Origin of the sequence: Marinobacter sp. 1_MG-2023, from assembly GCF_030549045.1 — a bacterium.
Classification (GTDB): domain Bacteria; phylum Pseudomonadota; class Gammaproteobacteria; order Pseudomonadales; family Oleiphilaceae; genus Marinobacter.
Map to the genome: position 1 here is coordinate 119,173 of NZ_JAUOST010000003.1, position 12,117 is coordinate 131,289.

Annotated in this window: 10 protein-coding genes; 5 read left to right on the forward strand and 5 right to left on the reverse strand. The window is 56.9% G+C overall.

Annotated elements, in window-relative coordinates; genetic code table 11:
* Positions 1-12: 12 nt before the first annotated feature.
* The 4 genes from lysA to Q4606_RS10000 all read right to left on the reverse strand — a co-directional run bounded on the left by lysA (position 13) and on the right by Q4606_RS10000 (position 4,345).
* Positions 13-1,263 (reverse strand): diaminopimelate decarboxylase, encoded by a 1,251-nt coding sequence (lysA, locus tag Q4606_RS09985; protein WP_303607424.1) that lies wholly within the window; start codon positions 1,261-1,263, stop codon positions 13-15.
* On the reverse strand, positions 1,250-1,405 hold the full coding sequence (locus tag Q4606_RS09990; protein WP_303607425.1) for a lipoprotein: 156 nt from the start codon (positions 1,403-1,405) through the stop codon (positions 1,250-1,252). Before Q4606_RS09990 ends, lysA begins: the two co-directional genes overlap by 14 nt.
* Positions 1,406-1,475: 70 nt before the next feature.
* Positions 1,476-4,004, reverse strand: coding sequence for a class I adenylate cyclase (locus tag Q4606_RS09995; RefSeq protein WP_303607426.1), 2,529 nt, complete (start codon positions 4,002-4,004; stop codon positions 1,476-1,478).
* On the reverse strand, positions 4,004-4,345 hold the full coding sequence (locus Q4606_RS10000) for a hypothetical protein (RefSeq protein ID WP_303607427.1): 342 nt from the start codon (positions 4,343-4,345) through the stop codon (positions 4,004-4,006). The genes Q4606_RS09995 and Q4606_RS10000 overlap by 1 nt, the downstream gene beginning before the upstream one ends.
* Positions 4,346-4,472: 127 nt before the next feature.
* Here Q4606_RS10000 and Q4606_RS10005 point away from each other — a divergent pair, with 127 nt between their 5' ends.
* Complete coding sequence (locus Q4606_RS10005; protein WP_303607428.1) at positions 4,473-6,929, forward strand: EAL domain-containing protein; 2,457 nt, start codon at positions 4,473-4,475, stop codon at positions 6,927-6,929.
* Here Q4606_RS10005 and argH read toward each other — a convergent pair.
* Positions 6,926-8,335 carry an argininosuccinate lyase gene (gene argH, locus Q4606_RS10010; protein WP_303607429.1) on the reverse strand — a complete coding sequence of 470 codons (1,410 nt, stop codon included), beginning with the start codon at positions 8,333-8,335 and terminating at the stop codon, positions 6,926-6,928. The genes Q4606_RS10005 and argH overlap by 4 nt on opposite strands.
* Before the next feature lie 184 nt (positions 8,336-8,519).
* On the opposite strand from argH, the gene Q4606_RS10015 reads away from it, so the two are divergent.
* The 4 genes from Q4606_RS10015 (at position 8,520) to Q4606_RS10030 (ending at position 12,110) form a co-directional block, all read left to right on the forward strand.
* Complete coding sequence (locus tag Q4606_RS10015; RefSeq protein WP_368497847.1) at positions 8,520-9,488, forward strand: sensor histidine kinase; 969 nt, start codon at positions 8,520-8,522, stop codon at positions 9,486-9,488.
* Positions 9,485-10,255 (forward strand): LytTR family DNA-binding domain-containing protein, encoded by a 771-nt coding sequence (locus tag Q4606_RS10020; protein WP_303607430.1) that lies wholly within the window; start codon positions 9,485-9,487, stop codon positions 10,253-10,255. The genes Q4606_RS10015 and Q4606_RS10020 overlap by 4 nt, the downstream gene beginning before the upstream one ends.
* 120 nt (positions 10,256-10,375) lie before the next feature.
* The gene (hemC, locus tag Q4606_RS10025) at positions 10,376-11,317 is read left to right on the forward strand and encodes a hydroxymethylbilane synthase (protein ID WP_303607431.1); all 942 of its coding nucleotides are present in this window, start codon (positions 10,376-10,378) and stop codon (positions 11,315-11,317) included.
* Positions 11,298-12,110, forward strand: a complete 813-nt coding sequence (locus Q4606_RS10030; RefSeq protein WP_303597119.1) for a uroporphyrinogen-III synthase — start codon at positions 11,298-11,300, stop codon at positions 12,108-12,110. The genes hemC and Q4606_RS10030 overlap by 20 nt, the downstream gene beginning before the upstream one ends.
* The last annotated feature ends 7 nt before the right edge of the window (positions 12,111-12,117 follow it).

The following is a 12,117-nucleotide window of genomic DNA, read 5'->3' on the forward strand; positions in this document are numbered from 1 at the left end:
CCTGCCCTGCACTCATTCCGGCAGGCAGCTTTCTGGAGCAAGCTGATCCTCAAGGGTCTCGCGGCGGCGAACAATATGTACCTGGCCCCCATCCACCATGAGTTCTGGCGGGCGGTTTCGGGTGTTGTAATTAGAGCTCATAACGAAACCATAGGCACCCGCAGAGCGAACGGCCAGCAGGTCACCAGCTTTTAGCCGAAGCTGCCTGTTTTTACCCAGGAAATCCCCGGTCTCACACACCGGACCAACCAGATCCCAGGTTTTTTCTTCAACATCCTGATGCGGCTGTGCTGGCACTATGGCCTGCCAGGCACTATAAAGTGCTGGCCGGATCAGGTCGTTCATGGCAGCGTCAATGATTGCAAAGTTGTGATGTTCCGTGCACTTCAGGAATTCGACCCGCGTAAGCAGTATGCCGGCATTGGCTGCAATTGAACGGCCGGGCTCGAGAATCAGCTCAAGCTTGCGATTCCCGATTCGCTCATCCAGAGCCCTGACATATTCAGAAGGCTGCGGAGGCTGCTCATCGTTATAGGTAACACCAAGGCCACCACCCATATCCAGGTGCCGGATGTGAATACCACTCTCAGCCAGAGAGTCGACCAGATCCAGTACCCGATCGAGCGCATCCAGAAACGGAGAGGAAGATGTCAGCTGCGACCCGATGTGACAATCAACACCTTTGATATCAAGATTCGACAGTGTTGCAGCCCGGGCGTAAACGGCCGGCGCTTCCGTGATATCGATACCGAACTTGTTTTCTTTCAGGCCAGTGGATATGTATGGGTGAGTTCCGGCATCAACATCCGGGTTCACTCGCAAAGAAACGGGTGCTTTAACACCCAGCTCTGCAGCCACCGCATCCAGCCGGTCCAACTCAGTATCGGATTCAACGTTGAAACAGCGGACGCCCGCTTCCAGCGCCCTGCGCATTTCCCACTCTTGCTTACCCACGCCGGAAAACACAACCTTGCCTGCATCGCCGCCAGCACGTAGCACACGTTCCAGTTCTCCGGCCGACACAATGTCAAACCCAGCCCCCAAGCGAGCCAACACGTTAAGCACGGCAAGATTGCTATTCGCTTTGACGGCGTAACACACAAGATGCTCCCGCTCTTTCAGAGCATCATCGTAGGCCTTGTAATGGCGCTCCAGAGTGGCCCGGGAATACACATAAGCCGGTGTACCAAAGCGCTCTGCAATAGAAGAAACAGCCACATCTTCGGCGTAAAGCTCGCCGTTACGGTAGTTAAAATGATCCATTGGGTTCCTGATCGTGTAGCGGAGTCTGGTGCGGCAAAACTGACGCCTCCGGGTTCTCCCGGTATAAAGGCCCTTTCTGGCCACAGCCGCCAAGTGCCGTCGCCACAACCAGAATCATGATTGGCAGTGTCCACGTGCGCATACTTGCCACCCCTGAGTTTGTAATGAGCAAAGTATACCTGACCCGTGGCCCGCACGGCGAGGGCGATGGGCTATCGAAACGCCTCCAGTTCACGGTTCAGCGACTCTTCCAGAGCGGCGCGATAATAAAGATACTGGCTGGTCTGTATATCCTGCTGATAGACCCTTGGATCAAGGTCATGAGGCAGGTGCACATCCGTCAGATAAACCGGGTACTGCTCCCGGCTGTGGCGCAGCGAACGAATATAGTGAGCAACAGCCGGAATCAGCTGATCGCCGTATTGCAGCACTGTGAATTCCTGCTCATCACAGTAAAGGTCAAAGCGAACGCGGCTGTCCCCCTCCTGCACGCCCACGGCCTGCACCTCAAGCCCCGGTATTGCTGCGCCAGAATCAACGTGCGGCCTGTACTCCGGGCGCCACAGCCCATCAATTACCAGCATTTCGTAGCACCGGACTCCGGCTAAGGCCACAGGCATTTCGCTATTACGCAACGTGCGACGTTCTATCAGGTTCTCCAGAAAACGCAGCAGAGGTATCAGAAAATAGCGGCGGCTGGTGGCAGGCTGTTCCCAACTGAACAGTGAGCCGCGCTCATCAATGACCCAAATCTGCGCCCGCTCGCCACGCAAAAAATAGAAGACCTGAATACTGTCCGGCTCACTGGCCTGGCAGGCAGCCCGCAACGCAGGCTCTTCCAGCAGTGCGTGGCGATCGAAAATGACTGGGAGGTATAGGTCACGGGGCTGAGCCAGGCATTCCATGAGAGCATTCCGGCTTTCAAGGGCAATAAATCCTGGCTCCGGACCGGTGAATTCAAGCAGAAAATACCGGCGATCCATTTCGATGACGTAACGCAAGGGGTGCGGCCCGGTGCCACCAGCAAAGAACTGGCGTAACACATCCGCAAACAGCTCCTGAACTCGCCGAGCAATAGCGCTACCATGCCCCCGCTTGTGGCTGTGTACCTTAATGCCAGGAACTGCACGGGGATCAAGAGCAACCGATGCGAGCACATTTTTTAAGCACTGAACCAGTGTATCACCGGAGGCATAGTGCTGAAGGCTGACTTCGTGCCAACTGTTAAGCGTAATCTGATCAATAGTAACAACCAGGTTTTCACGCCCACCGCTGAAACCCAGCGAGTCATGCCGGGCGCTCAGCTTGTGCAATCCACGCTCGGTGAGATGAGACTGGGGATCAATACCCACATTGATCAGGAGAAGGTTGCGCAGGGGCCGAACGCCGCGAGCAAGCGCGTCTCGGCCTGCCGGTACCAAGGGAAACGACACAAACCCCGAAAGCGCATCCAGCATTTCCCGCAGCTCACTGATGGATGCAACACCCTGCCCCGCACGGACATTGAGGCGCGTAGACCGGGTCAGCAAGCCGTTGCAGTAACACCAGGCAACCAATTCCGCAAGGTTGCCAGAGCGCCGGATAACCGGCTGCCAGAAGGCATCCGAAGGGTCTTCCAGATCACGGTAAAGTAACCAGCCGCTTCCTGCGCCGCCCTGTTCAGACTGATGGTGAAATGCCAGGTTCTCCTCCGCCAGCGACGGAGCCAGGCCCGGGTTGATCTGCTCAATTTTGCCGGCCTTTCGCTGGAATGCCGCGTAAAGCTTGCGTCCGAGAAGGCTGATGTCGCTGATGCTGATCGCCGACTGCTCACCATGATCACGGGCCATTTTTGAGAGCAAACGGTAGCTATGTGTCAGTTCCGACACGACCGCACGGCGCAGAGAGGAAACATCTTCAGCCCGCCAGAGCTGACGATTATCTAACGCTTGAATCTGATTCTCCCGCCAACCCCATCCGTCCACGAGCTCTCTCAACAGCCGGGTTCTCCAAGGCTCCGCACCCTGCTCACCCGACGCGCCGATGCGAGTCAGTGGCAGCCCCGCTTTGATGTAGAAACTCCGACGCACCAGATCAAGCCTTGCCTCCGCCCCGGCTGCTTTCAACCACTGCTCGAGACGCTGGTACAACATGACATACGGGTCCAGAACATCAACATTGGTAACGCCACTGAAAACCGTTTGCTTGAACACCCGCGACAAAACCGGCTGATCCTGAGTCTGTGCATAACACTCAGTCAGCAACAGTTTCAGAATAGACTTCCAGGGCGCATCAATGCCCTTATAGAGTTGCCACACACCCGCACCAAGAAATTCGCTTGGTGGAATGGCTGGCACGGCACCGAAATCGATGTACTCGTCGTCGCGGATAAAGCGGTAGTCCACCAGTCTGCTTACACATTCCCTGTAGCGGTCTTCCTGATCCGAAGGAATGAGCCACCAGAGCGGATAACATCCGCCCAGATGAATTCCGGTACGATAGAACTCATCCAATAGCAGATAATGCTGGGCGCTGCCGCAGTTTTCACCGCTCACCTCCGCTCGTGGCCGGCCGTCCCGCCATTCGGCTGCAGAGAACACGAATACATGCAGCTCAATACCAAAAGACAGCGCCCACTCGGTCAGCTTTCCGGCCTTGCGCTCCAGGCAACGGATTCCCGCTTCCTGCAGGTCGTCCCGGTGACACAACCAGACATCCAGATCGCTGGCCACAGAGTGCCCCAGGGTTCCAGGACTGCCCATCAGGAAAAGAGCTTCCAGATCTGCCCGTCGCGACCCTCATCCCGAATACTGAAGGTACGGGCCAGGCGCCGCGCGGCCCCCACAGCTGCGGGATTTGGCTGATAGTGGCTAAGGCCGTAGGGACAGTCGACGTCCAGATAGCCGGGCAGCGCCGGATGGTTGGTGTGAAACACCAGGGGTAAAACCTCCAGCACTACCTGTTGCCGATAGGTGAGCGACGAATGGGTCCTCTCCCAACGCTGGTGATTAACCATGAGAAACCGGTCCCGCAGTCGACGCAGGGTTTTGCGGTCAATGCCCTCATCAAAATCCAGGGCAATCGGTTTGGCATGAGCGGTCAAGGCGGCTCCGGGGGAGAGGTTAGAAAGGTTCTTTCCGATTTATTTATCAGTATGATGAACTCATCGTGGCAAAACCATCAGAAAAATAAAAGCGGATTGCGCTCCCGAAAACCCGAGGCTGGGCCCAGTGAAAGAATTTGTCATACAACGTTATCGGACCGATACATCCAAGGGTAACAGTCGCCCCACCCTGTTGCGTATCGACGATGAAGGCAAGGTGTTGTTTGCAGACCAAAATGCCGAAGCCGTGCTCGGGTACGAGGCCAGCGAGCTGGTCGGTGGTGTGGTACACAAGGTTCTGGCATCCCGGGAAGACGACCCATTTGCACCGGTAAACCGGCACCGTATCGAGAGTGGCCGGAATGCGCTGGTCACGTTCCGTCATAAAGAAGGCTTTTTCTATACCGCCTGCATCTCACTGCGCATCAGCATGCGCGATTCCGACGAAGCCGCCAGTGCCCGAATCATCCAGCAGGACAGTGCCGCCATAGACCCGCGTTTACTGCGCTCCGCAGAAAGCGCTGCCGGCTTTGGAATATGGGAGCTGGACATTGCGAGCAACCAGATTATCTGGACCGAAGGGTTATACCGCTTGCTTGAGCTACAACCATGCACTGACATGACCCCCGAACAGGCCCTGTTTTACTGCCAGAGCGGCCAGGAGCGCATCCGGGCGCTGTTTCGCAGGTGCGCGCGCACCGGAACACCTTTTACCATCGATCTGGACATTCTCACAGCGCGCCATAGACGGATCCGCGCCACCCTCAGCGGCCGCGCGCTCAAAGCCGGCGGGCGGATAGGTAAACTCGGCGGCACTCTGGTTGACCTCACAGGTGAAATGCAGCGCGACGAGGCTCGCACACGGGCCGAGCAGATTCTTTGCGCCACCACAGCTGCAAGCCCGGGGCTGATCGCCGCTGTCGACAAAAACCTGAACCTGCTGCATTGCAACGCCCCCTACGCCAGGCTTTTTGCCAGCATTTTCGGCGCAACTCCCCGGGTCGGCGACAACCTGAGCAAGCTGCTGGCGAAACACCCGAATGAGCGACATCTCTTAGAGCAACTCTGGCAAAGGGCCTTTGAGCAGGGCAACTTTATTGTTGATATGCCCATCACCCAACAGAGTGGTGAATGGCCGGTTTATGAGTTTCATTATCAGCGCCTCACTGACAACCCGAACAGCGCCAAAAGCGAAACCATAGGTGCGGTCGTTGTCGCCAGTGATACCAGTAGCCGCGCAAGCAACAACGATGATAGCGAATATCGGTATCGACACGACCCGGTAACCGGGCTTGCCAATCGGCGAGAGTTCACTGCCCGCCTTCAACGCAGCAGGGAACAAAAAGGTGGCGAATCAGCCGGTAACAGCCTCTTATACCTGAACCTGGATGGATTCGGCCACGTCAGTAGCGTGGCGGGTAATGGTGCCTGCGATCGCTACCTCAGAGAGCTGGCCAGCAGCCTCGATGTTCGCAGCAGGACTCAGGATACATTAGCTAGGCTTTCCGGAGACACTTTCGCGGTGCTCATCGAGAACTGCACTGAGCCTGCTGCACGAAAAATCGCAGACGACACGCTGAACCTGATCCGTCACTTTGTTTTCGAGTGGCAGGGCAGTCAGTTGCAAACCACCGCCAGCGGCGGCCTGTTAATCATCGACAAAACCACGCCGGCGGAGCCGGAGCAACTGCTGGGGCAAGCCGCAGACCTCTGCCACGACGCGAAAACATCCGGACGCAACCGGGTTCATACTGCTCACTACTCCCGCCCAAAAACAGAGACCAGTGATGGCAATGAATACGTCGACCAGATTCGCAGCGCGCTGGATCAACAGGCGCTGATACTCGAATTCCAGTCACTCAAGCCGGTTGCTAGCGCAACATGGGGCGACCATATCGAAATTCTCTGCCGCATCCCCGGAAACGGTGAACAGGAACAGTGGTTACAGCCAGACCAGTTTCTCCCGGTCGCCGAGCGTTTTGATCTGGCCAAGCGACTGGACCGGCAGGTTATACTGCAAACCCTCACCTGGCTGGGCGATCACCGTTTGCTTGAACCGAGATTAAAATACTGCGGTTTCAACCTCTCCCTTGCCAGCGTTCTGGACGATACCTTTGCAGATTTCATGGAATCCGTACTGCGGGTTTCAAACTATCCCGCAGAGTGCTTCTGCCTCGAAATACGCGAACCCCACGCAACCCAATATCCAGATGAAGTTACCGTGCTATGTGATGCACTTCACCGGATTGGCTGTCGCGTGGCGCTGGATGGCGCCGGCGCTTCCGTGGCAAGCTTCGGCCTGACAGCGAAACTACCAGTGGATATCATCAAGCTGGATCGGAGCCTGATGCTCAGGCTGGGAGATGACCCGGTTCAGCAGATCATGGTGGAAGCACTACACCGGATTGCACAGGAGGCGGGGAAAATAACGGTTGCCACCTTTATCGAGAACGACGACATTCTCAGGAAGGTGAGAACACTTGGTCTCCACTACGGCCAGGGGTTCAGGCTATGTCCGCCCAAACCCCTGACTGAACTGGTGCCGGTGGCCGTCGACCTTTCCACCGGGCGAATTGGCGGCTAACCCAACAACTTACGCGCTCGGGCCACGGCCGCCCGTACCTGAGCGGGAGCCGTACCACCAAGATGGTCGCGGGCCTGAACCGAGCCCTCGAGGGTCAGCACGTCAAACACATCGTCATTGATGGTATCAGAGAAGCGCTTCAGCTCTTCGATCGTCATGTCTGAAAGGTCGCGCTCTTCGGCGACACCGAAAGCAACGGCCTTACCCACAACTTCATGGGCATCGCGGAAAGGCATGCCCTTCTTGACCAGATAGTCCGCCAGGTCCGTCGCTGTCGAGAAACCGCGCTTGGCCGCCACGCGCATGTTATCGGCCTTGGCTCGAATAGCCGGAACCATGTCGGCGTATGCTTTCAGGCAGCCTTTGATGGTGTCGGCCGTGTCGAAAAGAGGCTCTTTGTCCTCCTGGTTATCCTTGTTATAGGCCAGTGGCTGGCTTTTCATCAGCATAAGCAAGGACATCAGGTGACCGGTCACCCGCCCGGTTTTGCCTCGAACAAGCTCAGGCACATCCGGGTTCTTTTTCTGCGGCATAATCGAAGAACCGGTGCAAAAGCGATCCGGCAGGTCAATAAAATCAAACTGTGCCGAAGCCCACAACACCAACTCTTCACTGAAGCGGGACATATGCGTCATCAGCAACGCCGAAAAGCTGCAGAATTCAATAGCGAAATCCCGGTCACTGACTGAATCCAGTGAGTTCTCAGAGGGCCTGTCAAAGCCCAACAGCCTGGCCGTCATGGCCCGGTCGATGGGATAGGTAGTGCCGGCCAGGGCTGCCGCACCCAACGGCATCACGTTCACCCGTTTACGACAGTCCTGCAGACGCTCGGCATCGCGAACCAGCATCTCATACCAGGCCAGAAGGTGGTGACCAAAAGTGACCGGCTGTGCGGTCTGGAGATGGGTAAACCCGGGCATGATGGTATCGGCTTCGCGCTCAGCAAGCTCCAGCAGACCAGATTGCAGGCGCCGAAGTTCTTCGGCGATCACATCGATCTCGTCGCGCAGGTACAAGCGGATATCGGTTGCTACCTGGTCATTACGGCTGCGGCCGGTGTGCAGTTTCTTGCCGGTAATGCCAATACGGTTGGTCAGCTGGGCTTCTATGTTCATGTGAACGTCTTCAAGACTGACAGACCAATCAAAGCGCCCCGCTTCGATGTCTGCCTTTACGCCCTTCAGGCCATCGATGATGCTATCTCGTTCTTCCACTGTCAGAACACCAACCTCGGCGAGCATGGTCGCGTGGGCAATGGAGCCAGTGATGTCGTGGTGATACAAACGCTGATCAAACCCTACGGAAGCGGTGAAACGCTCCACGAATGCATCTGTGGGTTCGCTGAAGCGTCCGCCCCAGGGTTTTTCTGAGGTTGTGGCCTGGTCAGGTTTTTTCTGATCCGTCATGGTCTATCTTTCCTGCTGGCAGCCCGGCATTATCTGGCGGGAACTTGGTATATTAAGGGTACATTGAACGTGGCGGGAGTATAGCATTCTGACCCGTACAAAAGAGACTCCCCTGCGCGGGGACAAAACAGTCATCACTCAGGAATTCTTCGTACCGGACCTGTGCCGGGTGCGATCCGTTTTCATGCTGTTGATCACCAGCGAGTTGCTGGTACTGGTACTGGCGATCGTTCAGGCCAGCGACGGCTGGATCGACTGGAATTATTTCGCGCTCCTGTCGCTGTTTGTGCAATGGACTACCCTCACGAGCGCTGCGCTTATCTGCCTGCTAAGGCAACGGCTGGCCCGCATATCCGTGCCCCGCGCAACCCTTGCAATCGTAACCATTGTGCTGCTGGATGTACTCGCCTTCAGCCTGTTTGCCGACAATGTTCTGAACCCTCAGCCGGGGATCATCGACTGGCAAGCGATTGCCAAAAAGCTGCTACTGGCCCTGCTGATCGTATTAATAATACTCCGCTATTTTTACATACAACACCAATGGCAACAGCAACGTGAAGCGGAAATGCAGGCGCACCTGGCGGCGTTGCAGGCCCGAATACAGCCGCATTTCCTTTTTAACAGCATGAACACCATCGCCAGCCTTATTGCCATAGACCCGGAGCAGGCCGAAGAGGCTGTGCTGGACTTATCCGAACTCTTTCGTGCGAGCCTGCGCACGGGTGACCAGCTCATCCCGCTGGAAAAGGAGCTTGAACTTTGCCAGCGCTACCTCGCCATCGAAGCCCTGCGACTCGGACCGCGCCTGAAGCTGGAATGGCAAATTGCAGAAGGGGTCGGGCGCCAGGCCATTCCGCCACTAACCCTGCAGCCGCTGGTAGAGAACGCGGTGTATCATGGCATACAACCCCGTCCGGAGGGTGGTACGGTGCGCATTGAGGCGGAAGCACGGGGCAACTTTGTGTACCTGCTGGTACAAAACCCGAAACCGGATGGCAATGGAAACCCGCACAACGGCAACCGCATGGCTCTGAGCAACATACAGGCACGACTGCAAGCCATTTTCGGGGAGCCGGCCATTCTCAAACATAGCCACCAGGGAGACGTTTACACGGTTACCCTGAGGCTGCCAAAAACCACACAGCAACCATGACAAAACAAAAAATTCTGATTGTTGACGACGAACCTCTCGCCCGCGGCCGCCTCCGTCGGCTGGCCGAGGATTTACCGGACTACCAGGTTTGCGGTGAAGCCGAAGATGGCAATGCAGCGCTTGCCCGGGTAGCAGAGCTGCAACCGGATATACTGCTACTCGACATCCGCATGCCCGGCCTTGACGGCATGGAAGTCGCCGCACATCTCAACAAGCTCAGCACCCCGCCGGCTATCATTTTCTGCACGGCGTATGACAGCTACGCAATTCAGGCTTTCGATGTGCAGGCTTTAGCCTACTTGCTGAAGCCTGTGCGCAAGCAGGCGCTTGAAGAGGCGCTTGCCAGAGCGGGGAGAGTCAACAGGGTGCAACTGCAAGCACTGGCCAACGAACTACCTGATAACAGCGCGAGCCGGGATGATGCAGAAAGCGAGCAGCTGGCGGTGCGCAGCCACAGGGGAACCGAGCTAATCGATATAGCCGGGATCCGCTATTGCCAGGCGGATCAGAAATACGTAACCATTCATCATTCCCGTGGCGAAGCCGTATCCGACTACACCCTGAAAGAACTGGAAAATGCCTATCCGCGCCAGCTACTCCGGATTCACCGCAACACCCTGGTCGGTGTTCGTTTTATTCAAGCGTTAAAACGCACAGCGGAAGGCCACAACCTGGTGGCGCTGAGAGACGATCTTGGTGAGCTTCAAGTAAGCCGCCGGCATGCAAGCAACGTGCGCCAATGGCTTCAGGGTCAGCTGCCAGGCTAGGTATCGCGAAGCAAGGCGAGACCTTGCAGCTGCAGGCGATGTAGAGCAAGCACCTACGGGACTTTTACGACGCCACGAGGTAACCTTGGCGAACATTTTTCAGAACTGACAGTGAGCACCATGTCCAAACGAACCCTTCGTGTCGCAACCCGCAGCAGCGCCCTGGCGTTATGGCAGGCAGAATTCATCAAAGCCGAACTCGAACGGCTCCACGACAACGTGATTGTGGAGTTGGTCAAGATTAAAACCCAGGGCGACAAGATTCTCGATGTGCCTCTGGCCAAAATCGGCGGCAAAGGCCTGTTTGTAAAAGAGCTGGAAGAAGCCATGCTCGATGGCCGTGCTGACCTGGCGGTTCACTCCATGAAAGACGTGCCCATGGAGTTTCCCGAGGGTCTGGGCCTGGTTGCTATCTGCGAACGGGAAGATCCGACGGATGCATTCGTCAGCAACCATTACGATAACGTCGATGCCCTCCCCGAAGGCTCTATCGTGGGCACAGCGAGCCTGCGCCGGGAGTCACAGCTTCGCGCCTACCGGCCGGACCTGGAAATCCGGGTCCTGCGCGGCAACGTGAACACTCGCCTGGCCAAGCTCGATGCCGGCGACTACGACGCAATCGTTCTGGCGAGTTCCGGCCTGAAGCGTCTGGGCTTTCACGACCGTATCCGCTACTCCATGCCAGACACTGTTTCCCTGCCTGCCGTTGGCCAGGGAGCTCTCGGCATTGAGTGCCGTCTCAATGATGACGAGCTGCGTGCCATGCTTGCACCGCTGAACCATCCCGACACGGCGGATCGCGTAAAATCAGAGCGGTCTCTTAACCGTCGCCTGGAAGGCGGCTGCCAGGTACCTATCGCAGCCTATGCACTACTGGAAGATGACAAAACCGTTTGGCTGCGTGGGCTGGTAGGTGCGGTTGATGGTACACAGCTTCTCCGTGTCGAAGGCCGTGCTCCCAGAGCCGAAGGTGAGCGCCTGGGACGAGAGCTGGCAGAAGAGCTTCTCGCCATGGGAGCAGACAAAATACTGGCCGAAATCTATGGTCATACCCCGCACTGACCCAACCAGCCTGGCCGGCCGACGGGTTCTGATCTGTCGGCCCGAGCCTGAAGCATCACGGCTGGCCCGGCAGTTCCAGGTTGCCGGCGCAGAGGCGCTCGTATTTCCTCTATTAGAAAGAGAGCCGCTGGCCGAGACGCCGGAACGCCGAAGCACCATTCTCAGCCTGGATGAATTCACTCATATTATTGCTGTCAGCCCTTACGCGGCAAGGCTTCTACTGGAAGAGCTGGACATCTGGTGGCCCCAGCTTCCCATGGGGTTGAACTGGTACGGCGTAGGAGCCGGCACTGCAAAAGTCCTTGCGGAACATGGGTTAAAACCTCGCAAGCCTGAAGAGGGCTGGACCAGTGAAGCCCTGCTAAAGCTGCCCTCCCTGGCTGAGTTGAACGGAGAGCGGGTGTTGGTGGCCCGGGGCGAGGAGGGGAGGGAGTTAATCCGTAAAACGCTGGAAGCACGAGGCGCCCGAGTTACCCCTATGCCCCTGTATCGGCGATTCTGTCCGGATTACTCCGCAACACAGGTCCAGAGGGCCCTGGATCAGTTTGCGCCAGAGGCTATTATCGCGCTCTCTGGAGAGACCCTGAACAATCTCATCGCACTAAGTGCGAATTGCAGCCATAATCTATACGATAGTTCCGTTATTGTGCCCGCCCGGCGTATCGCCGATCAGGCTCGCGCAGCGGGATTTAACGCTCCGTGCATACCAGGAAGCCTTGCCGACAAAGACATCGTGGCCGCTGTCACAGAACAACTGGCAGGCCAGGACGGTGGCTCCGGAAAAGCCAAGTAAGGACGCC

Coding starts and splice junctions, on each gene's coding strand:
- lysA (WP_303607424.1), bottom strand. CDS start 1,263: ATGGATCATTTTAACTACCGTAACGGCGAGCTTTACGCCGAAGATGTG.
- Q4606_RS09990 (WP_303607425.1), bottom strand. CDS start 1,405: ATGCGCACGTGGACACTGCCAATCATGATTCTGGTTGTGGCGACGGCA.
- Q4606_RS09995 (WP_303607426.1), bottom strand. CDS start 4,004: ATGGGCAGTCCTGGAACCCTGGGGCACTCTGTGGCCAGCGATCTGGAT.
- argH (WP_303607429.1), bottom strand. CDS start 8,335: ATGACGGATCAGAAAAAACCTGACCAGGCCACAACCTCAGAAAAACCC.
- Q4606_RS10015 (WP_368497847.1), top strand. CDS start 8,520: ATGCTGTTGATCACCAGCGAGTTGCTGGTACTGGTACTGGCGATCGTT.
- Q4606_RS10020 (WP_303607430.1), top strand. CDS start 9,485: ATGACAAAACAAAAAATTCTGATTGTTGACGACGAACCTCTCGCCCGC.
- hemC (WP_303607431.1), top strand. CDS start 10,376: ATGTCCAAACGAACCCTTCGTGTCGCAACCCGCAGCAGCGCCCTGGCG.
- Q4606_RS10030 (WP_303597119.1), top strand. CDS start 11,298: ATGGTCATACCCCGCACTGACCCAACCAGCCTGGCCGGCCGACGGGTT.